At 73.9% G+C, this 23,707-nt stretch carries 25 protein-coding genes and 1 other RNA gene; 18 read left to right on the top strand and 8 right to left on the bottom strand.

Going from position 1 to position 23,707, the window contains the following annotated elements; translation table 11 throughout:
• Positions 1 to 54: 54 nt before the first annotated feature.
• From rsgA to GD632_RS15745, 3 genes are all read right to left on the bottom strand, one after another.
• A complete protein-coding gene (rsgA, locus tag GD632_RS15755; RefSeq protein ID WP_152193167.1) occupies positions 55 to 1,101 on the bottom strand; it encodes a ribosome small subunit-dependent GTPase A in 1,047 nt (348 codons plus the stop codon).
• A 10-nt stretch (positions 1,102 to 1,111) separates the two neighbouring features.
• Positions 1,112 to 2,449 (bottom strand): 3-phosphoshikimate 1-carboxyvinyltransferase, encoded by a 1,338-nt coding sequence (aroA, locus tag GD632_RS15750; RefSeq protein WP_152193166.1) that lies wholly within the window; start codon positions 2,447 to 2,449, stop codon positions 1,112 to 1,114.
• A 67-nt stretch (positions 2,450 to 2,516) separates the two neighbouring features.
• Positions 2,517 to 3,032 carry a DoxX family protein gene (locus GD632_RS15745; RefSeq protein ID WP_152193165.1) on the bottom strand — a complete coding sequence of 172 codons (516 nt, stop codon included), beginning with the start codon at positions 3,030 to 3,032 and terminating at the stop codon, positions 2,517 to 2,519.
• A gap of 184 nt (positions 3,033 to 3,216) precedes the next feature.
• Between GD632_RS15745 and GD632_RS15740 the strand changes: the two genes are divergently transcribed.
• Together GD632_RS15740 and rsrA are read left to right on the top strand one after the other, a co-directional pair.
• A complete protein-coding gene (locus GD632_RS15740) occupies positions 3,217 to 3,831 on the top strand; it encodes a sigma-70 family RNA polymerase sigma factor (RefSeq protein ID WP_193311524.1) in 615 nt (204 codons plus the stop codon).
• Complete coding sequence (gene rsrA, locus GD632_RS15735; protein ID WP_152193163.1) at positions 3,828 to 4,109, top strand: mycothiol system anti-sigma-R factor; 282 nt, start codon at positions 3,828 to 3,830, stop codon at positions 4,107 to 4,109. Before GD632_RS15740 ends, rsrA begins: the two co-directional genes overlap by 4 nt.
• Positions 4,110 to 4,172: 63 nt before the next feature.
• On the opposite strand, the gene GD632_RS16510 is transcribed toward rsrA, so the two are convergent.
• The gene (locus tag GD632_RS16510; protein ID WP_372435141.1) at positions 4,173 to 4,247 is read right to left on the bottom strand and encodes a 50S ribosomal protein bL37; all 75 of its coding nucleotides are present in this window, start codon (positions 4,245 to 4,247) and stop codon (positions 4,173 to 4,175) included.
• Between the two features lie 119 nt (positions 4,248 to 4,366).
• Here GD632_RS16510 and GD632_RS15730 point away from each other — a divergent pair, with 119 nt between their 5' ends.
• On the top strand, positions 4,367 to 5,338 hold the full coding sequence (locus tag GD632_RS15730) for a zinc-binding dehydrogenase (protein WP_152193162.1): 972 nt from the start codon (positions 4,367 to 4,369) through the stop codon (positions 5,336 to 5,338).
• A gap of 3 nt (positions 5,339 to 5,341) precedes the next feature.
• Here GD632_RS15730 and GD632_RS15725 read toward each other — a convergent pair whose 3' ends face one another.
• Positions 5,342 to 5,881, bottom strand: a complete 540-nt coding sequence (locus tag GD632_RS15725) for a hypothetical protein (RefSeq protein ID WP_152193161.1) — start codon at positions 5,879 to 5,881, stop codon at positions 5,342 to 5,344.
• Between the two features lie 198 nt (positions 5,882 to 6,079).
• On the opposite strand from GD632_RS15725, the gene smpB reads away from it, so the two are divergent.
• The 5 genes from smpB (at position 6,080) to GD632_RS15700 (ending at position 10,078) form a co-directional block, all read left to right on the top strand.
• Positions 6,080 to 6,595, top strand: a complete 516-nt coding sequence (smpB, locus tag GD632_RS15720; RefSeq protein WP_226924934.1) for an SsrA-binding protein SmpB — start codon at positions 6,080 to 6,082, stop codon at positions 6,593 to 6,595.
• On the top strand, positions 6,592 to 8,457 hold the full coding sequence (locus tag GD632_RS15715; protein WP_152193159.1) for a DUF2207 domain-containing protein: 1,866 nt from the start codon (positions 6,592 to 6,594) through the stop codon (positions 8,455 to 8,457). The genes smpB and GD632_RS15715 overlap by 4 nt, the downstream gene beginning before the upstream one ends.
• A gap of 69 nt (positions 8,458 to 8,526) precedes the next feature.
• Positions 8,527 to 8,946, top strand: a complete 420-nt coding sequence (locus GD632_RS15710; protein ID WP_152193158.1) for a hypothetical protein — start codon at positions 8,527 to 8,529, stop codon at positions 8,944 to 8,946.
• 90 nt (positions 8,947 to 9,036) lie between these two features.
• Positions 9,037 to 9,404: a transfer-messenger RNA gene (gene ssrA, locus GD632_RS15705) on the top strand.
• A 191-nt stretch (positions 9,405 to 9,595) separates the two neighbouring features.
• Positions 9,596 to 10,078 carry a GNAT family N-acetyltransferase gene (locus GD632_RS15700; protein WP_152193178.1) on the top strand — a complete coding sequence of 161 codons (483 nt, stop codon included), beginning with the start codon at positions 9,596 to 9,598 and terminating at the stop codon, positions 10,076 to 10,078.
• Between the two features lie 13 nt (positions 10,079 to 10,091).
• Here GD632_RS15700 and GD632_RS15695 read toward each other — a convergent pair whose 3' ends face one another.
• Both GD632_RS15695 and GD632_RS16435 read right to left on the bottom strand, forming a co-directional pair.
• The gene (locus tag GD632_RS15695) at positions 10,092 to 10,967 is read right to left on the bottom strand and encodes an alpha/beta hydrolase (RefSeq protein ID WP_152193157.1); all 876 of its coding nucleotides are present in this window, start codon (positions 10,965 to 10,967) and stop codon (positions 10,092 to 10,094) included.
• Between the two features lie 136 nt (positions 10,968 to 11,103).
• Complete coding sequence (locus tag GD632_RS16435; protein ID WP_193311523.1) at positions 11,104 to 13,254, bottom strand: HNH endonuclease signature motif containing protein; 2,151 nt, start codon at positions 13,252 to 13,254, stop codon at positions 11,104 to 11,106.
• Between the two features lie 119 nt (positions 13,255 to 13,373).
• Between GD632_RS16435 and GD632_RS15680 the strand changes: the two genes are divergently transcribed.
• Complete coding sequence (locus GD632_RS15680) at positions 13,374 to 14,231, top strand: DUF72 domain-containing protein (protein ID WP_152193154.1); 858 nt, start codon at positions 13,374 to 13,376, stop codon at positions 14,229 to 14,231.
• Positions 14,228 to 14,641 carry a pilus assembly protein CpaE gene (locus tag GD632_RS15675; RefSeq protein WP_152193153.1) on the top strand — a complete coding sequence of 138 codons (414 nt, stop codon included), beginning with the start codon at positions 14,228 to 14,230 and terminating at the stop codon, positions 14,639 to 14,641. Before GD632_RS15680 ends, GD632_RS15675 begins: the two co-directional genes overlap by 4 nt.
• Here the strand turns inward: GD632_RS15675 and GD632_RS16505 are convergent.
• Complete coding sequence (locus tag GD632_RS16505; protein ID WP_152193177.1) at positions 14,593 to 14,769, bottom strand: DUF4352 domain-containing protein; 177 nt, start codon at positions 14,767 to 14,769, stop codon at positions 14,593 to 14,595. The two genes, GD632_RS15675 and GD632_RS16505, sit on opposite strands and share 49 nt — an antisense overlap.
• Before the next feature lie 323 nt (positions 14,770 to 15,092).
• Between GD632_RS16505 and GD632_RS15665 the strand changes: the two genes are divergently transcribed.
• From GD632_RS15665 to GD632_RS15630, 8 genes are all read left to right on the top strand, one after another.
• Positions 15,093 to 15,992 (top strand): CAP domain-containing protein, encoded by a 900-nt coding sequence (locus tag GD632_RS15665; protein WP_152193152.1) that lies wholly within the window; start codon positions 15,093 to 15,095, stop codon positions 15,990 to 15,992.
• A 155-nt stretch (positions 15,993 to 16,147) separates the two neighbouring features.
• The gene (locus GD632_RS15660) at positions 16,148 to 17,779 is read left to right on the top strand and encodes a TIGR04028 family ABC transporter substrate-binding protein (protein ID WP_152193151.1); all 1,632 of its coding nucleotides are present in this window, start codon (positions 16,148 to 16,150) and stop codon (positions 17,777 to 17,779) included.
• Positions 17,776 to 18,783, top strand: a complete 1,008-nt coding sequence (locus GD632_RS15655) for an ABC transporter permease (RefSeq protein ID WP_152193150.1) — start codon at positions 17,776 to 17,778, stop codon at positions 18,781 to 18,783. Before GD632_RS15660 ends, GD632_RS15655 begins: the two co-directional genes overlap by 4 nt.
• A complete protein-coding gene (locus GD632_RS15650) occupies positions 18,780 to 19,655 on the top strand; it encodes an ABC transporter permease (RefSeq protein ID WP_152193149.1) in 876 nt (291 codons plus the stop codon). The genes GD632_RS15655 and GD632_RS15650 overlap by 4 nt, the downstream gene beginning before the upstream one ends.
• Positions 19,652 to 21,265 carry a dipeptide ABC transporter ATP-binding protein gene (locus GD632_RS15645; protein WP_152193148.1) on the top strand — a complete coding sequence of 538 codons (1,614 nt, stop codon included), beginning with the start codon at positions 19,652 to 19,654 and terminating at the stop codon, positions 21,263 to 21,265. The genes GD632_RS15650 and GD632_RS15645 overlap by 4 nt, the downstream gene beginning before the upstream one ends.
• On the top strand, positions 21,262 to 21,897 hold the full coding sequence (locus GD632_RS15640; protein WP_152193147.1) for a CMD domain protein: 636 nt from the start codon (positions 21,262 to 21,264) through the stop codon (positions 21,895 to 21,897). The genes GD632_RS15645 and GD632_RS15640 overlap by 4 nt, the downstream gene beginning before the upstream one ends.
• Positions 21,894 to 22,499, top strand: a complete 606-nt coding sequence (locus GD632_RS15635) for an alkylhydroperoxidase domain protein (RefSeq protein ID WP_152193146.1) — start codon at positions 21,894 to 21,896, stop codon at positions 22,497 to 22,499. Before GD632_RS15640 ends, GD632_RS15635 begins: the two co-directional genes overlap by 4 nt.
• Positions 22,496 to 23,521, top strand: a complete 1,026-nt coding sequence (locus GD632_RS15630) for a putative FMN-dependent luciferase-like monooxygenase (RefSeq protein WP_152193145.1) — start codon at positions 22,496 to 22,498, stop codon at positions 23,519 to 23,521. Before GD632_RS15635 ends, GD632_RS15630 begins: the two co-directional genes overlap by 4 nt.
• The last annotated feature ends 186 nt before the right edge of the window (positions 23,522 to 23,707 follow it).

Genomic DNA, 23,707 nt, shown 5'->3' with positions numbered 1-23,707 from the left:
CTCCCAGCCTCCCTCCGTCGGTTCGGGCCAGCCTAGGTCGGCCCACCGAGAAGGCTACGGCGCCTCGGCGGTCGCGCTGGTCGAGCGGGCCGACAGGAGCCGGCGGAAGGAGTCGAGCCGGGCCTCCCCGGCGGCGCCCGCGTCCCCGCGCGCCACCCACGCGTCGAGCTCGCACTCGAGCGCACCGGCCTCGTGGTCACAGCCGCGGGGGCACTCGGCGGTGACGGCGGCGAGGTCCGGGAAGCCGCGCAGGAGGTCGTCCGGGCCCACGTGCGCGAGCCCGAAGGAGCGCACGCCGGGGGTGTCGATGGCCCAGCCCCCGCCGGGCAGCTCGAGCGCGACCGCGCTGCTCGAGGTGTGGCGCCCGCGGCCGGTCACCTCGTTGACCACTCCGGTCGCCCGATCGGCCCCGGGCACGAGCGCGTTGATGAGCGTGGACTTGCCGACGCCGGAGTGGCCCACGAGCACGGAGTCGTGGCCGGTGACGACCTCCTGCACCGCGGCCAGCCCCTGGACCTCCCCGTCGACGACGGAGGTGATGACGGCGGGGACCTCGAGGGCGGCGTACTGCGCGAGGAAGGCGGCGGGGTCGGCGAGGTCGGCCTTGGTGAGGACGAGGACCGGCTGCATGCCAGCGTCGTAGGCGGCGACGAGGCAGCGGTCGACCATCCGCGGGCGAGGGGGCGGGTCGGCGAGCGCCGTGACGATGAGGAGGCGGTCGGCGTTGGCGACGATGACGCGCTCGACACCCGCGGCCTCGCTGTCCTCCGCCGAGCGGCGCAGCGCGGTCGCCCGCTCCTCGACGCGCACGATGCGGGCCAGGGTGTCGGGGGTGCCGCTCGTGTCGCCGACCACGCCCACGCGGTCCCCGACGACGACGGCGTTGCGGGCGCCCCGGCCCAGCTCACGCGCCTTCATCGCGACGAGCCGGACGCCGTCCGCGGTGAGGAGCGCGTAGCGGCCGCGGTCGACGGCGAGGACCCGGGCCTCGACGGCGTCCTCGTGCTGCGGGCGCTGCTTGGTCCGCGGCCGGGAGCCGCGCTTGGTCGGGCGGACGCGGACGCGCTCGTCGTCCGTGCCGGTGTCCCGCTGTCGGCTCATCGCCCCCTCCTCAGCCGCGTCCGCCCGTCGCGACCATGTCGGTCCACATGCCGGTGAAGTCGGGCAGGGTCTTGGCGGTTGTCGCGACGTCCACGACCTCCGTGCCCGCCACGCGCAGCCCGACGATCGCGGCGAAGGTCGCCATCCGGTGGTCGTGGTACGTCTCGAGGCGCGCACCGCGCAGCCGGCCGGGCTCGATCTCCAGGCCGTCCTCCGTCTCGCGGGCGTGCCCGCCGAGACGGGTGATCTCGGTGACCAGGGCGGCGAGGCGGTCCGTCTCGTGGCCGCGCAGGTGCGCGACGCCGCGGAGGCGGCTCGGGCCGTCGGCGAGCGTGCACAGCGCGGCGATGGTCGGGGTGAGCTCTCCGGCGTCGTGGAGGTCGACGTCGAGCGGGTCGATGGCGCCGGTGCCGGCGACGGTGAGGCCGGCGGGGCCGAGCTCGACCGAGGCGCCCATCCGCACGAGCAGGTCACGCAGCCGGTCGCCCGCCTGGGAGGTGCGGGTCGGCCAGCCGGGCACGCGGACCCGGCCGCCCGCGACGAGCGCGGCGGCGAGGAAGGGCCCGGCGTTGGACAGGTCCGGCTCCACCGGGACGAGGCCGCCCGCCACGGGACCGGGGTGGACCTGCCAGCGTGCCGGCTCGCCGTCGTCGCCCAGGGAGACGTCGACGACGACGCCGCGCTCGCGCAGCACCTCGACGGTCATCTCGGCGTGGGGCTGGCTCGGCATCGGCCCGACCCGGCGCAGGTCCAGGCCCTGCTCGAGGTGGGGGGCGATGAGGAGGAGACCGGAGACGAACTGGCTGGACGCGCTCGCGTCGACCTCGACGACACCGCCCGGCAGGCCGCCGGTGCCGTGGACGGTGAAGGGCAGGGCGCCGCGACCGTCGTCGTCGACCTGCGCGCCGAGGTCGCGCAGCGCCTCGATGAGCGAGCCCATGGGCCGCTGGCGGGCGCGCGGGTCGCCGTCGAAGGTGACGGTGCCGTCGGCGAGGGCCGCGAGAGGCGGGACGAACCGCATGACGGTGCCGGCGAGCCCGCAGTCCACCTGCGCGGGGCCGCGCAGCGGCGCGGGGTCGATGAGGAGGTCGGCGCCGTCGGCGTCGGGACGCCCGTCGGCGTCGACGTGCTCCACCCGCACCCCCAGCGCGCGCAGCGCGTCCACCATGAGCGCGGAGTCACGCGAGTGCAGCGGACGGCGCAGCTGGGTGGGCTCGGCGGCGAGGGCCGCGAGGAGGAGGTAGCGGTTGGTCAGCGACTTCGAGCCGGGGACCGGGACGACGGCGTCAAGCGGGCCGGCGGCCACGGGGGCCGGCCAGGCGAGCTCGGACGTGGTCTGGGTTGACATGCCTTCGAGGGTAGCGGGCACGTCCGGCGGCCCCGGCACCGCGGCCGGCCGGGGACCTGGCGTGGCGTCAGCCCAGCTTGGACCTGAGGTCGGCCTTCGTCTCCTTGGCCGCGGCCCGGACCTCCCGCATCTTCGCCTTGTGCCCGCGCGTGTTGGTGGCGCGCCAGGTGAGGGAGGGCTTGCCGTCGCGGTCGAGGCCCGCGATGAGGAGGCCGCCGACGAGGCTGGCCCCGGTGAGCAGGCCACGCCGCATGTCCTTGCGGCGCTCGCGGCTGGTGGCCGTCCACACCGGGTTGTTGACGAGCGTCACGGGCACGGTGACCGCGGCCAGGGTCAGGGCGGCGGTGCGCGGCCGGCGGTTGGTGGCGAGCATGAGGCCGGCCAGCGCGGTGACGCCGCCGGTCACCCGCACGAGCAGGCGCGTGTCGGCAGCGATCGACGGCGGGATGCCGGCCTTCTCCAGGGCCGGCTCGACCTTGCGGAAGCGCTCGACGTGGGAGTCGGGATGCATGAGGGCGTCGACACCGGTGGCGACGAAGGACGAGGCGAGCAGCGGGCGGGCGAGGCGGCGGGAGATGCTCATGGACACATTGCTACCGCAATCTCCCCGCTGCGGCGAGTGGTGCGGCCGGTCGTGACCGGTCGTGGAATGCCCGGCGGCACTCCTCGGTTGCACCGGCATGACCTGCCCTGCCCCCACCCTCGACCGGCCCGAGGAGCGACTCCTGGACCGCGCCCCCGGGCCCGGCGGACTAGGCTCGTGGGTGATGACCGAGGACCGAGACCTGGAACGCGCGCCCGACACCGAGAGTGACGCGGAACGTGCGGCGCGCTTCGAGGCGGAGGCGCTGCCCTACCTCGACCAGCTCTACGGCGCGGCGATGCGCATGACGCGCAACCCGGCGGACGCGGAGGACCTCGTCCAGGAGGCCTTCACCAAGGCGTTCGCCGCCTTCCACCAGTACCGGCCGGGGACCAACCTCAAGGCCTGGCTGTACCGGATCCTCACGAACACCTTCATCAACACCTACCGCAAGAAGCAGCGCCAGCCCCTGCAGTCGGACGCGGACAGCGTCGAGGACTGGCAGATCCACCGCGCTGCGTCGCACACCTCCCAGGGCCTGCGCTCGGCCGAGATGGAGGCGATGGACCGGCTCCCGGACTCCGAGATCAGGGACGCGCTCATGGACCTGCCGGAGGACTTCCGCATCGCCGTCTACCTCGCCGACGTCGAGGGCTTCGCCTACAAGGAGATCGCCGAGATCATGTCGACCCCCATCGGGACCGTCATGTCGCGACTCCACCGAGGACGCCGCCAGCTGCGCGAGCGGCTGGCCGACCACGCCCGGGAGCTGGGAATGAAGACCGAGGCGACGTCATGACCGAGCACACCGACCCGCTCCAGGACATCGAGAGCTGCCGCTGCGAGGAGCTCCTCGAGCACCTCTTCGAGTTCGTCGACTCCGAGATGGACGGCCACGACCGTGAGCGGCTGCGTCGGCACCTCGACGAGTGCCCCACGTGCCGCGAGGCGACCGACGCCGAGACACGGGTGCGGCTGCTCCTGCGCCGCTCGTGCCAGGAGGTCGCGCCGTCGACCCTGCGGCTGCGCGTCATCACGCAGATCAGCGTGCTGCGCTCGGGCGGCTCGACCGTCTGAGGGGCCGGCCCCCGGGCATGCGAAAGGGCCGGCCACCCGGGCCGACCCTTTCCCCTGCCAGCCTCAGCTGTTGGGGCGCTTGCCGTGGTTCGCACCGCTCTTGGCGCGTGCCTTGCGCTTGCGTCCGCGCTTGCTCATGTCTACTCCCGAGATGACGATCGGCCACCCGCTCCGGGTGGGTACAGCGAACCATCGTCCCACATCCGCGGCACGGGTGTGTGCCGCGGCGGACGACGACGGCGTGGCAGGGTAGGCCCATGCTCGCCGCCTACGCCGCCGGCCAGGACGCCGATGACCCGCTGAGCGGGCTCGTCGTCGGGGAGATCGCCGAGCCCGGCCCTCCGCACCCCGACTGGGTGCCGGTCCGGGTCCGGGCCGCCGCCCTCAACCATCACGACCTGTGGTCGCTGCGCGGGGTCGGGCTCCCGGCCGACCGGCTGCCGATGGTGCTGGGCTGCGACGCGGCCGGCACCGATCCCGACGGCCGGGAGGTCATCGTCCACGCCGTCGTCGGTGACCCGCTGTGGCGCGGTGAGGAGACCCTCGACCCCGCCCGCACGCTCCTGTCGGAGAAGCACGCGGGCACCTTCGCGCAGACGGTGTGGGTGCCGCCGGGCAACCTCGTGCCGAAGCCGCCGGAGCTGGGCTGGGCCGAGGCCGCGAGCCTGCCCACCGCCTACCTCACCGCCTACCGGCTGCTCTTCACCGCCGCCGACCTGCGCCCCGGCCAGCGGGTGCTCGTCCAGGGGGCCGGGGGAGGGGTGGCCACCGCCGCCGTCGTGCTCGGCCGTGCGGCCGGGCTGGAGGTGTGGGTGTGCGCCCGGGACGAGGGTCGCCGCGAGCGGGCCCGCCGGCTCGGTGCGCACGCCGTCTTCCCGAGCGGGGCGCGGTTGCCCGACCTGGTCGACGCCGTCGTCGAGACGGTCGGGGAGGCGACGTGGGCGCACTCGCTGCGCGTGCTGCGGCCCGGCGGCACGGTCGCCGTCGCGGGGGCGACGACGGGAGCGGCGCCGTCGGCGGACCTCAACCGGGTCTTCTTCCGCAGCCTGCGTGTGGTCGGCTCGACGATGGGGACGAGGGAGGAGCTGCGCCGGCTCGTGTCGCTGCTCGTGGCGACCGGCGCCCGCCCGCACGTCGACGCCGTCGTGCCCCTCGCGCGGGCGACCGACGCCTTTGCCCGGCTCGCGGCGGGTGACGTCTTCGGCAAGCTCGTCCTCGAGCTGCCCTGAGGCCTACCGCCCGGCGGCGTGCCGCACCAGGCCCAGGCCGAGGGTCGCCACCCCCTGGTAGCAGAAGGTCTGTGCTCCGAGCTGGGCCCGGCTCAGGCAGCGCGCGACCCAGGTGAGCAGGTGCTCGTCCGCCAGCTCCCGGCGCGCGGCGACGAGCTCCTGCCCGGGTGCGACCTCGAGCAGGGCGACGTAGGCGCGGAGCGCGGCCGGGAGGCGGGGCGGTCCGGGGACCCCGGCGCGTCCCAGCAGGGTGGCGAGCGCGGGCTCGGCGAGGGCGGGCGGCGCGGTCGGCGCGACCGGAGGGCGGCGGGCGTCACCGACGAAGAGGCGGTGGTGGTCGGCGAGCAGCCGCGCGGGCTGCTCGGCGGAGAGCCGGGACTCCGCGAGCAGTGCGGCACCGCGCAACGACTCCGGGTCCCGCACCGGCCAGGTGACGGCGTGCAGCTGGGCGAAGGCCCGCGGCCCCGGGGAGTCGATCGCGCGGGCGACGGCCACCACGGCCGCACCGACCGCGCGGGGACTGCCGAGCACCTGCTGGCTCATCGCCGACCTCCCCTCGGCAGCCATCCTCGCGCGCCGTGGCGGGGTCCGACTGGGCCGAACGGCCCTGGCAGCGGGCGGCGCGGCTCGTTCTCCACGTGCGGAATGTAGCGAAAAGGCGACGACGGCGGCGAGATGCTGGACTACCCTGGAACGCCGCGGCTCCGGCCGCGCGCGCCCCTGAGAAGAAGGAGTCCACCGGTGTCCCCGACCAAGCCACGCAAGCCCACTGCGGCTGAGAAGGCCAAGGCTGAGGCGGACAAGCGCACCGTGGTGGCCCGCAACAAGAAGGCCCGGCACGACTACCACATCGACGAGACCTTCGAGGCGGGCCTCGTCCTCACCGGCACCGAGGTGAAGTCGCTGCGCATGGGCCGTGCCTCCCTGGTGGACGGCTGGGTGGAGTTCGACCGGGGCGAGGCGTGGCTGCAGGGCGTGCACATCCCCGAGTACAGCCAGGGCACCTGGACGAACCACACCGTGCGGCGCAAGCGCAAGCTGCTGCTGCACCGCGCCGAGCTCGACCGGCTCGTCGGCAAGAGCAAGGACAAGGGCCACACCGTCGTCCCGCTGGAGCTCTACTTCATCCGCGGCCGCGCCAAGGTGCTCGTCGCCCTCGCCCGAGGCAAGAAGGAGTACGACAAGCGCCACGCGCTGCGTGAGCAGCAGGACAAGCGCGAGGCCCAGCGGGCGATGAGCCTGCGCGCCAACCGATGAGCGCGGCGCGGCGCACCGCCTTCCTGCTCGTTCTCGGGCTGCTCTGCGTCGCCGCCCTCACGCTCCTCGCCGCGCCGCCCGCCCGCGCGGACGACTCGGTGGGGCACATCTCTCGCCTCGACGTCGGCGCCGTCGTCGAGGCCGACGGCGGCACCGTCCGCGTCGAGGTCGATCTCACCTACGACTTCGGTGACGAGGAGGCGCACGGTCCCTTCCTCGTGCTCGCGGAGCTCCAGGAGATCGCCGACGACCCCGACCGTTACCGCCGCCTCACGGTCAGTGACATCACCGCGGAGTCTCCCACCGGTGCGCCCGCCGACCTCAGGGTCGAGCACGACGGCGGCGCCGTCCAGCTCTACATCGGTGACGAGGACGAGGAGGTCACCGGGGCCCACGACTACCGCGTCACTTACACCGTCGACGGGCTGCCCGACCCGCAGGTCGCCGGCCCCGAGGGCACCGTCCGGGACGAGCTGTACTGGAACGTCGTGGCACCCGGCGGCTTCGACGTCCCGATCGAGGACGTGACCGTCGCCGTCACCGGTCCGGTGCCGCCCGAGGCGAGCGCCTGCTACGTCGGGCGCACCGGTTCGGACGCCACCTGCGACGGCGCCGGTGAGAGCCGCGGCGAGCGCGTCGACTTCTTCCACGGGCGTCTCGACGAGGGGGAGGGGCTCAGCGTGGCGGTGGGCTGGCCGGCAGGCACGCTCGTCGACGCCGAGCCCGTCCACGAGCCGCGGCGCACCTGGGCCAACACGCTCCAGCTCGGTCCGCTCACCGGAGGGCTGGCGGGAGTCGTGACGGTGCTGGGAGCGGGTGCCGCCGCCGTCGTCGCCTCCCGGCGCGGACGCGACGAGGCCTACCTCGACCTCACGCCCGGGCTCGTGCCGGCGGACGGGGGAGCGGGCAGGATCGGGCCGGCGCGCCGCCGTCGGCCCGTCGCCGTGCGCTTCACCCCGCCCGACGACGTCCGGCCCGGTGAGATCGGCACGCTGCACGACGAGGTGGCCGACTTCCGCGACGTCTCCGCCACGCTCGTCGACCTCGCCGTGCGCGGCTACCTCCGCATCGAGGAGGTCGCGCCGGAGAAGGCGGACGACGACGTGAGCGACTGGCGGCTCGTCCCGCTACGTGACTGGTCGGGCGGGCTCGAGCGCTACGAGCGTGAGGTCCTCGACCGGCTCATGCCGGACCGTGAGCCCGTGGCGCTCTCGGAGGTGGGCGCGGAGTACGCCACCGCCGTCGCGAAGACGCAGGAGGCGCTGTACCGCACCGTCACCGAGCACGGTTGGTTCCGCGGGTCGCCGCGGGCAGTGCGCAACCGGTGGCTGGTCGGCGGGCTCGCGCTCGCCGGTCTGGGGATCCTCGTCACGGCGGCGCTCGTCCTCCTGCGCTGGCCCGCGGTGCTCGGTGTCCCGCTGTTCGTCGTCGGCGTGGTCGTCGCCTTCGCCTCCTCCGCCGTTCCGGCGCGCACGGCCGCCGGTACGGCGGTGCTCGCGCAGACGCTCGGGTTCCGCCAGTACCTCGCGACGGCCGAGGCGGAGCAGATCCGCTTCGAGGAGGGGCAGGACGTCTTCTCCCGCTACCTGCCCTACGCGATCGTCTTCGGGCTCACCGACCGGTGGGCGCAGATCCTCGCCGCCGCCGCGGCCCAGGGGAGGCACGTCGAGGAGCCTGACTGGTACGTGCCCGTGACCGCGGGAGCCGTCTGGTGGACGCAGCCTGCCGCCTTCGCCACCTCGGTCGGCGCCTTCGCGGAGGCGGCGTCCTCCGCGGTCACCGCGGGCGGCTCCAGCAGCAGCTCCGGTTTCTCGGGCTCGGTGGGCGGTGGCGCCGGCGGGATGGGCGGCGGCAGCTGGTAGGGCGGTTCCCGGGGAGGTGGCGGATACTCGAGGACTCACGCACACCACCGCCGAGCAAGGGGAACTGCCATGTCGATCAAGCTCCGTCACGTCCCGCCGCGCCTGGCCGCGGGGGCCTTCATCCTCAACTCCGGCCTGAGCAAGCGAGGCCTCGACGACGAGTCGGCCGCCGGTCTGCAGGCCATGGCGGCGAACGGCATCCCCCAGCTCAAGGACATGTCCCCGAAGGACTTCGGCAAGCTGGTGAGCACCGGGGAGATCGCGCTGGGCGCCGCCCTGCTGCTGCCCGTCGTGCCGAGCGCGCTGGCGGGCCTGGGGCTCACGGCGTTCTCCGCGGGCCTGGTCAAGATGTACCTCAGCACCCCGGGCATGACGCAGGAGGACGGCATCCGTCCGACGAGCGACGGTACGGGGATCGCCAAGGACGTGTGGCTGCTCGGCATCGGTCTCGGGCTCGTCGTCGACGCGCTGACCTCGCGGAAGAAGTAGCGGCGGGCCCGGCCGGAATAGATCTGACGCGGGGCCGGTTGGGACGTATGATGGGTCAGCCGGCTCCGGTCGGTGATTGACAACTCCACAGGGGATGATCGGTTTCGACGACGGTCGTCGTGCCAGAGGAAGCGGGTCGAGGATGCAGAGTTATCTCGATAACGCCCTCTGCAAACCAATAGGTGCCGATTCCAAGCGCACCGACTTCGCCCTCGCCGCCTGAGCGAGCCGCGTAAGTCCGTCAGCCCGGGCTAGCTCTCGTCCCGGTTCCTGGCGTCAGCTAGAGAGCCACTGCTCGTAGTCCTCGTCACCGGGGCTACGGGGACTTCCAGGTGACTGAGCCCGTCAGCTGCTTGTCTGCGTGACAGCTGGGGCCGAGAAAATCGAAGCAGACTGCACCCGGAGAAGCTCTGGTTCCACGCCGTCGGACGCGGGTTCGATTCCCGCCATCTCCACCATCCCTGTGCCCCAAGGCCGCCTCCACGGAGGCGGCCTTCGGCATGTCCGGGCCGCGGCCGCCGCGGTGCCGCCCGGCTCCCCGGTTGTCCTCCGGCCTTCCCCCTCCGCCCGGCCGTGGCCGAGGAGAACCGGGGGGCTCGCCCGGTGAGCGCCGGGCGCGGGCGCTTACGCTCGCCCCATGAACGACGCGATGCTCGTCCGCGCGGCGACCGCCGAGGACTGGCCTGCCATCTGGGGAGTTCTCGAGCCCGTTCTGCGTGCGGGCGAGACGTACACCTATCCGCGGGAAATCAGCGAGAGCGACGCCCGCGAGGTGTGGACGGCCGGGGCCAGCGTGCTTGTCGCCGTCGACACCGACGGTGCCGTTCGTGGTACGGCGAAGTACCTGCCCAACCACCCCGGCGCGGGTGCCCACGTCGCCAACGCGAGCTTCGTCGTCGACCCGGAGGCCGGCGGGCGCGGCGTCGGACGCACGCTCGCTCACGCCGTCCTCGGTGCCGCCCGCGGGGACGGCTACCGCGCCATGCAGTTCAACGCCGTCGTCGAGACGAACGAGCGCGCCGTACGGCTGTGGACGTCGTTGGGTTTCGCCGTCCTCGCCACGGTGCCCGAGGCTTTCGACCACCCTCGCCACGGGCTCGTGGGGCTGCACATCATGTACCGCGTGCTCTGACCTCCCTGCCGCCTCAGTCGGCGAGCACCTCGCGCAGCTTGGCCGCGAAGGCCTCCGGCTCGCCGGTCTGGCCGTACTCCCCGCCCATGAAGCCGCTGTGGCCGCTGGGGAAGACGGCGAGCTCGACGCCGAGCTGGACGGCCAGCGACTCGCTCGTGCGCCACGTCAGCGTCCCCTTGCTCTCGATCCCGGCGGCGGGCACGACCCGCACAGAGGAGGCCTTCAGCGCCGCGATGTCGGGCCGGTAGCGGACGATCGCCGACGCGACGTCGGACAGCAGCGGATCGTCCCGCGAGCCGTCGTCCTCGGTGGGCATGCCGAACATGGCTGGGTCGGGGGTCTCGGTGCCGAAGCCCTCCGGGAACTCACCCTGCCAGGAGGTCATGGCGATGAAGGCGGCCATGCCCCAGCCCCAGCCACGCTCGGTGTAGGTCGCCTGCACCCGTCCCCAGGCACCGAAGGCGCGGTCGGCGTCCGGGAGGAGAGGGAGGGCCGGTGGTTCGTGGGCGACGACGGTGCGCACGTCGTCGGGGGCGGTCGCCGCGAGGCACAGGGCGGTCACGGCGCCGCCGCTGCTGCCGAGGAGGTCGACCGGCCCCGCTCCCAGCTCCGTGACGAGCCGGTGGACGTCGTCGGCCTGCTGCTCGGGGGTCTGCACCAGGCTGCCGTCGCTGCGGGTGCTGCGTCCCAGGCCGCGGGGGTCGTAGGTGACGACGGTCCGGTCGGTGAAGAACGAGGTGAGCGTGGTGAAGCCGACGGCGTCCATGGGCTGGCCGATGAGGACGAGCGGGGGCGAGCCGTCGGCGGTCGGCAGCGGGCCTCGCACGTCGTAGGTGAGCGTGGCGCCGGGCACGTCGAGCGTGCGGGTCTCGACGGTCGTCGTGGTCATCGTGGGTGCTCCTGTCGGTTCGGCGATGATGGCGCTGGCAGCGCCCTGTCTCCTACCGACACGCCTTCGCACCAGAACTCATCGCCGCGCTGACGGCCGCACGCGTGGCGCGGATGCTGGTGCACACGAGCCGCTCCTAGAACGGCGGTTCGTCCCCGGCCCAGCTGTGATCGTGACCAGGTGCGGGTAGCGGCGCGGAGCGGTGGTCCCGGGGAAGTGCCCAGTGCTCGGGTGTGTCCGTGCCGGTGGAGGCAGCGGCGAGGGCGGCGTCGATGAGCAGGGGGTCGACGGGCCGGCCGCTGCGGGTGGTGTCCTTGACGAGTGTGCGGAGGTGTTGGGCGGTGTGGCGGGGGAGGGTGATGGTGGTGGCGTCGGGGCGGCGGAGGTAGCCGTGGCCGGTGGGGGTGGTCCAGGCGTAGGTGCGGTCGGTGGCGTAGGCGACGGTGTAGGCGCCGATGGTCTTGGCGCGGTGGTCGCTGGTGCACTGGGGTCCGAGGTTGTCGGCGGAGGTGGTGCCGCCGTCCTTCCATTCGTGGATGTGGTCGAGCTGGGCGGTGCGGGCGGGGTGGGTGCAGCTGGGGAGGATGCAGGTGCGGTCGCGGTGGCGGACGAGGTCGGCGATGTTCGCGGGTGGCTCGTAGCGGGTGCGCCCGACGTCCAGGATCCGTTCGGTGACGGGGTCGGTGAGCAGGCGGCGCCAGGTGCCGCCGGTGGCCAGGGCGCGGGCGACGATCGGCGGGATGGGTCCGTAGCCGTCGAGCTCGGCGACGGGCTCGGGCTCACGGTCCAGGGCGGTGGTGCTCGGGTCGCGGGGTTCGGGCTGGAGGACGTTGATGGGGATGAGGACGTTGATGTCGGCTCGTCCGCCGCCGATCATGCCGACCCGGATGGTGGGCAGAGCGCCCCCGGGGAGCCGGTGGCCGGGCAGGGGTGGCCCGTCTGCGAGGCGCGGCCGTCGTGGTGGGGCGGTGGGCCGCGGGGCCGGCCGCTCGCTGGGCGGCGGTGCCGTGCCGGGTGGCGGTGGTGGCTCGACTGCTGGATGGGTGCCGGAGACGCCTGATGACTCGGCGTCCGGCGGCGGGGCGCCCACGATGCTCGGTGGCTCGGCATCGAACGGCGGTGTGCCGACTTCCACCGGCGCCTCTACGGCGTCCTGCTGGACGGCCGGGCCTGGTGGTGCGTCGGGGTTCTGGGTCGGGCCCTGGCAGCCGCAGGGGCAGGGGCGGTGGGCGTGGGGGCCGATGTGGCCGAGGGTGAGGGCGGTGTGGGCCATGAGGGCGAGGCTGTCGGCCCGCAGCTGGTCCAGGGTGCGGGTGTCGCCGGTGTTCTTGGCGGCGCGGGCGGAGGCGTCCAGGGCGAGGTCCATGGCGATGGCGTCGGCGGCGGGTAGGCGAGCGGAGAGCATGGCCATGCCGTCGGGCAGGGGGCGGGGGTGGTAGACGCAGCGCCTCTGTCGGGCAGCCTTGTGGCGGTCGTCGGCGGAGTCGGGGTCCACGGCGATGACGGCCGTGGCGAGGTCGTCGTGGACCTGCCGCAGGGTGCGCCCCGGTGCCTTGTCCAGGACGTCCCACTGAGCGGCGAGGGCGACCTCGGCGGGCAGGTCGAGGAGGGTGGTGACGATGGCCTGGGCGCGGGCCCAGTCGATGAGCCCTCGTTCGAGCATGTCCCCGGTGGGGTGGAACATCCCGGCGAACGCGCGCCCGCAGGCGGCCATCTTGACGGCGGCCTGCTTGGTGATGCGCAGGCGCATGGACAGCTCCTGGCCGATGACGCACTCCCCGCGGGTACGGCCGGGGACGTCCCCGGGCCAGGAGGGGTTGAGCGAGTCGCGTCCAGCGAGCACGGCGGCGGCGCGGGCGGCCTTGGCGGCGGACCAGGCTTCCATGCGTTTGTGTGCGGCGACGACCTCGACGAGGGAGAAGTCGTCCACGTCCTGGGGGTCGATCTCATGCAGCACCCGGGCCAGCCGCAGCCCCGGCGGGAGGTGCTCGAGGAAGTCGCCCAGTGCGCCCGCCTGGGGAATCAGCTCGGCCAGCACACTGCGCGGCCAGCTCACCGGTTCGCCGTCCTGGTACTTCGGCAGGCCGAACTGCACCCACTCCAGGGGCGGGGACTGCTGCGGGCCGGTGGGGTGGGAGATGTCGAGCCGGACCGGCCGGTCCGCGGCGGGGAGGTCGAGCGTGAGGCTCTCGAGGTAGGGGACGACCAGGCCGGCCGAGGTGTCCTCGGCCGAGTCGGTGGGCGCGTGGCCGGCCGCGGTGTCGGACGTCTGGTCGTCGCGGTCCATCGGCGGCACCTCCTCGTACCACCATGATATCGAACAGATGTTCGAGCGGCAACGGGTGTGGACGGTGGACGGTGAGGCGAGGAAAGGCGCAGCGTCACGGCCCTCCCTAGACTCTCGCCTTGGCCGAGGTGCGGATCGGCGTGTCCGGGTGGCGTTACGCCCCGTGGCGCGGGAACTTCTACCCGCCGGGGCTGACCCAACGTCGCGAGCTCGAGTACATCGGCCAGACCTTCCCGACGGTCGAGCTCAACGGCTCCTTCTACTCCCTCCAGCGGCCCGAGTCCTACGCGCGCTGGAGAGAGAGCACACCGCCGGGCTTCACCTTCGCGGTCAAGGGCGGACGCTTCATCACCCACTTCAAGGCGCTGCGCGACATCGACATCCCGCTGGCCAACTTCTTCGCCTCCGGGGTGCTCGCGCTCGAGGACCGCCTCGGCCCCTTCCTCTGGCAGCTGCCGGCTCGGCAGCAGCTCGACCTCGACCGGGTCGCCGCCTTCCTCGACGCCCTTCCCACGAGCACCGCGCAGGCCGCGCTCCTCGCGGAACGGCACGACGAGCGCCTCGACGGCCGTGCCTGGACGACGACGGACGCTGACCGGCCCCTGCGCCACGCGCTGGAGGTGCGCCACGAGAGCTACGCGGACCCGGCGTTCCTGCGGCTGCTCGCCGAGCACGACGTCGGCCTCGTTGTCTCCGACGGCGGCGAGAGCTGGCCCGTGTTCGAGGACGTGACAGCCCGGCTCGTCTACGTGCGCCTCCACGGTGCGACGGAGCTGTACGTGAGCGGCTACGACGAGCCGGCGCTCCGGTCCTGGGCCGCGAAGGTGAGGGCGTGGCAAGAGGCGGGGCACGACGTCGTCGTCTACTTCGACAACGACGCGAAGGTGCGCGCACCCTTCGATGCGAGGGCGCTCACCGAGATGCTCGCGGACATCGCTGAGCGTCCCGCCGCCGCGGTCGGCACACTGGGACGATGATCAGCGACCGTCTCGCCCGTGAGCTCGAAGCCGCCGGCCTGCGCTGGGACCCTGCGCCGGGCGACCGGTTCCGCATCAAGGCGGAGGAGCTCTCCGAGGACGTCTTCATCCTCTCCCACATGGTCATCGAGGCCCGCACCTACGACACGGGCACGGTCCTGAACTTCAACGGGACCACCGAGTGGGCGCTGGACAACGTCGACCAGGACGACGCCCTGTGGCTGCCCCGCGAGGACCAGCTGCGCGAGTACCTCGGCGGGACGTTCCGGGGGTTGGAGCGGGTGGACGGGGAGTACGTCGTCACGACCGCCGGCGCCGATGGCGGCACGAGCAGCTACCGAGCCGCCGACGTCGAGGACGCCTACGCCGCGGCGCTGCTCGAGCTGGTGGAGCGCGCGGTCTCGGCGTAGTGCACGGCGCGGCGCAGCTCGATGGCAGCCGGCTGGGCGTCGGCGGGGATGTCGAAGACGACGATTCCCTCGACGGTGTTCCCCGGGTTGATGTCGTTGAGGAAGGTGTCGGACCAGTCGAGGTCGATCGCTACGGACCCGTTGGCGGAGTGCTCCCGCCCCTCGGTGACGAGTGGGTCTGGTCGCTGCCGCTGAGCATCTGGGCGGTTCGAGCGGAGCGTGCCGGTCTGCTACGTCGCGACGTCGACAGGTGAGGCGTTCGCCACGCGGCCGTGACCAAAGCGTGACATTCGCCCGCGCGCGGGGTTAGTGTCGCCGGTGTCCCGCGACCCTCCGCGCGGGAACCTCGGCCGGTTCTCCCTTCCGCCGCCGCCCGAGGACGACGATCGAGCGGCGGTTGGTGCCCTCCGGTCCCGTGCCGGCGAGCGCCGGGGAGAGAGAAGGGCCAGTCGTGGCCGCACCGTCCTCCAACCGCACCTCGACCCGGGCCGAGCGCCTCGAGCGGCTGCTCCCGCCGCGTGAGCAGGTCGCCGCGCCCCTCAAGCGCCGCTACCGGGCAGGCCTGGGTGGCGCACTCGCGCTCGTCCTCGTCGCCGGGGTCAGTGCCGCCGCCGTCGTGGACGACGACGCCGCCTCCGCCCGCGCCGACCTCGCCGCCCTAGGACTCGAGACCGGCGGCGGTGTCGCCCCCGGCATCTCCGTGCCCGGCTCCGCGGACCTCGAGCTCGCCCCGATGGACGTCGACGTCGAGCTGAGCAAGGGCGACATCCAGGACATCCCCGACGTCGTCGCCGCCATCGAGGCCGAGGAGGAGGCCGCACGCCAGGCCGCCGCCGCCCGCGAGGAGGCCGCCGCGGCCGCGAGCCGGTCCGCGAGCCGCGCCGAGGCACCGGCCGCCGAGTCCGGTGGGGACTCGGGCGAGGAGCCGGAGGAGGACGCCCCCGCGGCCGCCGTCTCCGTCGGACAGGGCGGCGAGCGCGGCGCGATCGGCGCCATGCTCAACGACTTCCGTGCCCAGAACGGCATGCACACCCTCGGCCGTGACGGCACCCTCGACCAGGTCGCCCAGGGCTGGGCCGAGTGGATGGCCAGCAACCAGACCCTCCAGCACAACCCGAACTACCGCTCGCAGATCGGCGGCGGCTGGTCGGCGTCCGGGGAGAACATCGTCCGGAACACCGGTGGTGCCTCGATGTCCTCCAGCGCGATCACGAGCTGGATGGTCGACTGGTGGAAGAACTCCAGCGCCCACCGCGCCAACATGCTGAACAGCAAGTACACCCACGTGGGCGTCGGCTACGCGATGGGCTCGGGCGGCCCCTACGCCGTCCTCCTGTTCGGCGGCCGCTGAGCCCACGCCGTCTCACCGCGAACGGTGACGAGTCCCGCGCTTCTCACGCGCTGAGATTTCGCCCGACCACCCGGTTACACGGCGGCGGTCCCCCTCCACGCTGATGGTCAAGCGTTCAACCGAACGCTCGACCATCGCCCGAGAGGACCGCCCCGATGAGCATCTCCCATCGCCGCACGCTCGCCGCAGCCACCGCTGCCGCCGCGACCCTGGTCCTCGCCGCCTGTAGCGGCACCCCCGGGCCGACGAACGAGGCAGCCGCCGACGACGGCGCCCCCCGCCAGGGCGGGACCCTCACCTTCCTCGAGTACCAGTTCCCCACGTGCTTCTACGCGGGCGGCTCCGGCTACTACCCGGTCGCCACCGTCCTCAACCAGATCGCCGACAAGCTCACCTTCCAGGACCCCGAGACCCGCGAGATCCACCCGTGGCTCGCCGAGTCCTGGGAGGTGTCCGACGACGCCACCGAGTACGTCTTCCACCTGCGTGAGGACGTCACCTTCTCGGACGGCACACCGCTGACCGCCGAGCACGTGGCCGCGAACTTCGACCACCTGGGTCTTGGCGACGAGGAGCTCGGGCTGGCGAGCCAGGAGTTCGTCTCGAACTACGCCGGCTCCGAGGTCCGCGACGACCACACCGTGGCCTTCCAGTTCGACGCACCCGTCCCCGGCTTCCTCCAGGCGACCTCCGTCGTCGGCGCCGCGGTCGTCGGCCCCTCGACCTACGAGCTGCCCTACGAGGAGCAGTGCCAGCTCGAGAACGTCGTCGCGACCGGGCCGTTCACCGTCACCGAGGTCGTCCCTGAGCAGGAGTACACGCTCACCGCACGGGAGGACTACGACTGGGCGCCCCCGCACCTGGAGCACCAGGGGCGCGCCTACCTCGACGAGATCCACATCGTCGTCACCCCCGAGGACTCCGTGCGCATCGGCGCCCTGACCTCCGGCCAGGCCGACGCCGTGCGCTCGGTGCAGGCCTACGACGAGCCGACGATCGAGGCGGCCGGCTACCAGCTGTACGCCCCGCAGACCAACGGCGTCAGCCCCCAGATCGCGCTGCGCCCCGGCAACCCGGTCCTCACCGAGCTGCCCGTGCGGCAGGCGCTGCTCAAGGCCACCGACACCGGTGCGATCGTCGACACCCTCTTCACCGACAACTACCCGGTGGCCACCTCACCGCTCAGCTCCGGTGCCACCGGATACACCGACCTGTCCGACAGGCTCGCGGCGGACCCCGAGGAGGCCAACCGGCTGCTCGACGAGGCCGGCTGGGAGCGCGGCCCGGACGGCATCCGCACCAAGGACGGCCAGCGGCTGGAGCTCACGACGATCGTCCCCGCCGTCTTCCCCCTCGGCCAGGAGACGGCAGAGCTCGTGGCCCAGCAGTGGGAGGCGGTCGGCGCGAAGCTCCACATCGAGCTGCCGGACCCCGCGACAGCGGTCCAGCGCCAGCAGGACCCGGCCGACATCGGCGTCCTCATCAGCCACGTCGGTCGTGTGGACCCCGACGTCCTGTACAGCGCCTTCCACAGCAGCCAGCGGGACTACCTCGTCTCCACCGACGACGCCCTCGACGGCCTCCTCGAGGAGATCACCTCCCTGCCCGGCACGGAGGAGCGCTACGCCAAGGCCGCCGAGGTCCAGGAGTACCTCGTCGACAACGCGCTCACCATCCCGCTGTACGACATGCCCCAGACCTACGCCGCCGGCCCGCACGTCCACGGCCTGGGCTGGGAGCCGGTCGGGCGTCTGCGCCTGTACGACACGTGGCTGGAGGAGCGGTGAGCGCCCGCTACGTCGCGGGGCGGGTGGGCCAGGCCCTCGTCGTCCTGTGGGCCGCCTACACCCTGTCCTTCCTCCTCCTCGGTGCGCTGCCCGGGGACGGGATCCTCATCAAGTTCGAGAACCCCGAGCTCGGCCTGAGCGCGGACCAGATCGCCGCCATCCGCGAGTACTACCGGGTCGACGACCCGCTCGTCCTCCAGTACGTCCACGCCCTGGCGGGGACGCTGCAGGGGGACCTGGGCTACTCGGTCGAGACGGCGACCCCCGTCCTCGACCGCATCTCGGCCGCCCTGCCGGCCACGCTCCAGCTCGCCTCGCTCGCCTTCGTCGTGGCCGCTGCTCTCGCCGTCGTGCTCGCGCTCGCGGCGAGCTACGCCCGCAGCCCGTGGCTGCACAACGCGATCACCGCGATCCCCTCGCTGTTCGTGTCCGTCCCGGCGTTCTGGCTCGGCATCGTCCTGCTCCAGGTCTTCTCCTTCCGGCTCGGCTGGGTGCCGGTCATCGGGGCCGAGGGCTGGCAGGAGCTCGTGCTGCCCGTCCTCACCCTCGCCGTCCCGGTGAGCGCGCCGCTCGCCCAGATCGTCCTGCGCACCCTCGACGACGTCGCCACCCGGCCCTTCGTCCACGTCGTCGAGGCGAAGGGGGCCTCGCGCTGGTGGACGCTGAGCCGGCACACCGCCCGCAACGCCCTGCTGCCGGTGCTGACGATCAGCGGTCTCCTCGTCGCCGAGCTCATCGCCGGCTCGGTCGTCACCGAGTCCGTCTTCGGCCGCGACGGGCTGGGCCGCCTCACCAACCTCGCGGTGGCGGCGCAGGACCTGCCGGTGATCCAGGCGATCGTCCTCGTGGCGGCCCTCGCCTTCGTCACGGTCAACCTCGTCGTCGACCTCCTCTACCCCGTCCTCGACCCGCGCCTGCGCCGGGCACGGACGACGACGGCGCCACCATCCGCCGTCGTCGTCGAGCCCGTCGTGGCGCGCCCGCTGGAAGGAGCCCGGCCATGACCGCGACGACCACGCGAGAGCCGGTCACGCCCGTGGCCCCCGTCACGGTCACCACCGCACCAGTCCCCGCGGGACGCCGGCGTCGCACGGTCCCCGTCGGCCTCGTGCTCGCCTGGGCCGTCATCGCCACCGTGCTGCTCTGGGCGGTCCTGCCCGGGGTCCTCGCGCCCTTCGACGCCTACTCGAGCGTCGGGCCCGGGCTGCAGGCGCCGGGCGGGGAGCACCTCTTCGGGACGGACGCCAACGGGCGTGACCTCTTCTCCCGTGTGGTCCACGGCGCCTCGGAGTCCCTCGCCGGCGCCCTCGTCGCCGTGAGCGTCGGGCTCACCGTCGGCACGGTGCTCGGGGTCGTGGCCGGCACCGTCGGCGGGGCGGTCGAGGAGGTCCTCATGCGGGTCGTCGACGTCCTGCTCGCCATCCCGGGGCTCCTGCTCGCGCTCACCGTCGTCGTCCTCCTCGGGCCGGGGACCGTCAACGCGGCGCTCGCCGTGGGCGTCGGCGCGGTGGCGGGCTTCGCGCGGCTCGTGCGGGCCGAGGTGGTCCAGGTGCGGGCCACCGAGTACGTCGAGGCCGCCTACGGCAGCGGCGGGCGCGTCCTGTCGGTGCTGTGGCGGCACGTGCTGCGCAACTCCCTGCGGCCGGTCGTCGCGCTCGCGGCGATGCAGCTGGGCACCGCGATCCTCGCGCTGTCCACCCTCGGCTTCCTCGGCTACGGCGTGACGCCGCCGGACCCGGAGTGGGGCATGATCATCGCCCAGGGCCGCGACCTGCTCGCCGCCGCCTGGTGGGTCACCACCCTGCCCGGTCTCGTCATCGTCGCCGTCGTCCTCTCGGCCAACCGGGTCAGCCGCTCCCTGGGGAGCGAGCGATGAGCCTCCTCGACGTGCGCGACCTGTCGGTCACCTACCGCACCCGCCGCGGCGGGCACCACACCGCCGTCGACGGCGTGAGCCTCACCGTCGCGCCGGGCGAGGTGGTCGCGGTGGTGGGGGAGACCGGCTCGGGCAAGACGACGACCGCCCACGCCGTGCTCGGGCTCCTCGCGCCGGCCGCGACCGTCACCTCCGGGCAGATCCTCCTGCACGGCACCGACATCCGGGGCTGGTCGGACAGGCGGCTGCAGGAGGTGCGGGGACGGCGCATCGGCCTCGTCCCGCAGGACCCGGGCAGCTCTCTCGACCCGCTGCGGACCGTGGGCTGGCAGGTCGCCGAGACCCTGCGGGTGCACGGGGAGAGGGACGAGAAGGGGGTCCGCGCCCGGGTGGCCGAGCTGCTCGAGCGCGTGGGCCTGCCCGGCGCCCGGGTGGCCGGCGCCTACCCGCACGAGCTCTCCGGCGGCATGCGCCAGCGGGTGCTCATCGCGGCGGCGCTGGCGCTGCAGCCCGACCTCCTCATCGCCGACGAGCCGACGAGCGCCCTGGACGTCACCGTCCAGCGACGCATCCTCGACCTGCTCGACGAGCTGCGCGCACAGGACGGCACCGGGATCCTCCTCGTCACCCACGACCTCGCCGCGGCCGCCGAACGTGCCGACCGGATCCTCGTCATGCAGGGCGGACGGGTGGTCGACGCGGGGGCCGCGAGCGAGGTGGTCGGTGCGCCGCGCAGCGACTACACCCGGCGGCTCGTGCGTGACGCCCCGGCGCTCAACCCGGCCCCGCTGCGGCCCCTCCCGCCGGTCCCCGCAGCGGGCGCCGTCCCGGCGATCGAGCTGCGCACCGTGAGCAAGGACTTCACCGGCCGCGGCGGGCAGCACGTGCGTGCCGTGGACGACGTGAGCCTCACCGTGCCCGCCGGGACGACGCACGCCGTCGTCGGGGAGTCCGGCTCGGGCAAGTCGACGACGGCGCGCATCCTGCTCGGCCTGGAGACGGCGACGACGGGGACGGCGCTCGTCCACGGCACCGACGTCGCCTCGCTGCGCGGCGAGGCGCGCCGCCAGTGGCGCCGGCAGGTCCAGCTCGTCTACCAGAACCCCTTCGGGTCCCTCGACCCCCGCATGAGCGTCCTCGACATCGTCACCGAGCCGCTGCGCAACTTCCGCCTCGGTGACCGGCGTGAACGGCGGGCGAGGGCGGGAGCGCTGCTCGAGCGGGTCGCCCTCGGCCCGCAGCTGCACGGGCGGCGGCCGCGGGAGCTCAGCGGCGGGCAGCGTCAGCGGGTGGCGATCGCCCGGGCGCTGGTCCTCGACCCCGGCGTCGTCGTCCTCGACGAGCCGGTCTCGGCGCTCGACGTCAGCGTGCAGGCCCAGATCCTCGACCTGCTCGCCGAGCTCCAAGGGGAGCGCGGCCTCACCTACCTGTTCATCTCCCACGACCTCGGCGTCGTCCGCCAGGTCTCCGACACCGTCACCGTCATGCAGCGCGGCCGGGTGGTGGAGAGCGGCACCACCGCCGAGATCTTCCACGCCCCCTCGCACGAGTACACCCGCGAGCTGCTCGACGCGGTCCCCGCGGCCCACGCCACCAGGAGAGAGTCATGACCCACGTCCTCGACCACAACCGAGCGCCCGCCGGCGCCGCCGACGTCCTGCGCGAGCTCGCCGGGATCCCGGCGGGCGGCGCCGTCGACACGCTGCGTGACCTGCGGCCCTCCGCGCGGGAGAACGCCCAGCTCGCCTACCGGCTGCTCTTCGCCCCCGACGACGACGGCGAGCTGCCCGTCCTCGACCGGCTCGCCGTCGCCGTGTTCGTCGCCGCTCTGCACCGTGACGAGCGCTCCGTGTCCCACTACCGACGAGCGTTGCTCGCCGCCGGTGGGTCGGACGCGCTCGCGGCCACGCTCACGGCCGAGGCGGGGACCGCGGCCGTCCCAGGCCCGGCCGGGACGTACCGGGAGCCGGGGCTCGTCGCGGAGTCCGTGCCCGCCGCGGGCTACCGGGTCGTCGCGCGGGAGGTGCTGGGGGAGCGGCTGTCCGTCGCCCTCGAGCACGCCAGGCTCCTCGTCCTGCACCCGCGTGACGCACGAGCGGACGCGCTCGCGCGTCTCGTCGGTGCCGGCTGGACGGCCGACGCGACCGTCACCCTCTCCCAGCTCGTCGCGTTCCTCGCCTACCAGCTGCGCGCCGCCGCCGGCCTGTCCGTCCTCCACGCCACTCCGGGAGCCCCGCGATGATCCACCACCACCCCGACCTCGACCGCCCCGAGGCCTTCACCCGCGAGCCCCTCGGCTGGGTGCCCTGGCTCGAGCCGCTCGCCAAGGAGGAGCTGACCGACCGCCACTACGCCGGCCTCGTCGAGCGCACCCGGGCGGACTTCGCCTACTTCCGGCTCCTCGCCCGGGACCCCGAGCTGCTCGGGGCGCGCACCCGCCTGGACAACGACATCTTCTACACCGAGGACGGCGGTCTGCCGCGCGCCGAGCGCGAGCTCGCGGCCGCGGCGGCCTCCCGTGTCAACGGCTGCGTGTTCTGCGCGTCCGTGCACGCCCGGGCGGCGGCCCAGCTCTCCGGACGTCCCGCGGACGTCGACCGGCTGCTCGACGAGGGCACGGGCGCGGAGCTCGGCGAGCGGTGGGAGGCGATCGTCGCCGCCGCCGAGGCGCTGACGGCGACGCCGGTCCGCTTCGGCCCCGGGCACGTCGAGCGGCTGCGAGCGGCGGGCCTGGGTGACGACGAGATCCTCGACGTCATCGGGGGTGCCGCCTTCTTCAACTGGGCGAACCGGCTCATGCTCTCCCTCGGCGAGCCCGAGGTTCCCGCGAGGCGGCGCTCGTGAGCGCCCCCCAGCTCGGGTTCTTCACCCGGGTGCTCGACGACGCCCCACCGGCGGGGCGCTACCGGCTCGCGCTGGAGCAGCTCCGCGCCGCCGAGGCGGCCGGCTTCGACGCCGTCGCCGTCGCCCAGCACCACTACGACGGGAGCGAGGGCGGGCTGCCCTCGCCGCTCGTCCTGCTCGCCCACGCGGCAGCGGTGACCTCCCGGGTCCGGCTCACCACCGGCGTCATCACCCTCGCCCTCGAGGACCCGCTGCGCGTGGCGGAGGACGCCGCCGTGCTCGACCACCTCAGCGGGGGGCGGGTGGAGCTCGGTCTCGCCTCGGGCGGCTCACCGGGCGCGTTCGCGGCCGCGGGCCTCGACTTCGCCGACCGGCACGCGGTGTTCACCGCCAAGCTCGACCGGCTCGAGGCAGCCCTGCGGGGTGAGCCGGTCGCGGGCGGCCGGGCGCTGTACCCGCCGGCCGGGACGCTCGCCGGCAGGCTGTGGATCGGTACCTTCTCCGAGCCCTGGGCGGTGGAGGCCGGACGGCGCGGCCACGGGCTCATGCTCTCGCGGACCCAGCCGCGTCCCGGCGACGAGCCCGGCCTCCCCCTGGGCTCCCTGCAGGAGCGGCTCGTCGACGCCTACCTCGAGCACCTGCCCGCCGGGGCCGCTCCCCGGATCAGCGTGGCCCGCACCGTCGTCGTCACCGAGGACGAGGGGAGGGCCGCCGAGCTCGCCGAGTCGGGGCTACGGCGGGTCGCGCCGCTCGTCGAGCGGATGACGGGGCGCTCCGCCGCGGGCCTGTCCACCGCCGAGCTCGTCGCGGCGACCGACTCGCACGTCGGGACCCCGGCCACCGTGCTGGCCGGCCTGCTCGCCGACCCGGTGGTCGCGCGGGCGACCCACCTGTCCTTCCAGGTCCACTCCGTCGACCCGCCGCACCCGGAGGTCCTCCGGTCGGTGGAGCTCCTCGCAGCGGAGGTCGCGCCGGCGCTGGGGTGGGTCCCGGCGGCCTCGGCGGCCCTGGCCACGGTCTGAGACGCACGCAGGACCCCGGCGCTCGCCGGGGTCCTGCGCGTCGGAGGAGCTGACTCCCTACGGGGTGCGGCGCACGCCGAGGGTGTCGCGGCCGTCGCCGTTCCAGTCGCCGACGAGCACCTCGTCGCCCTCCCGGCCGAAGCGCACCGAGAAGTCCGCGTCGCCACCGGCCAGGGAGTTCTTCAC

It is taken from the genome of Georgenia satyanarayanai, assembly GCF_009193135.1.
GTDB lineage: Bacteria > Actinomycetota > Actinomycetes > Actinomycetales > Actinomycetaceae > Oceanitalea > Oceanitalea satyanarayanai.
This window is presented reverse-complemented; position numbering and strand designations above follow the sequence as displayed.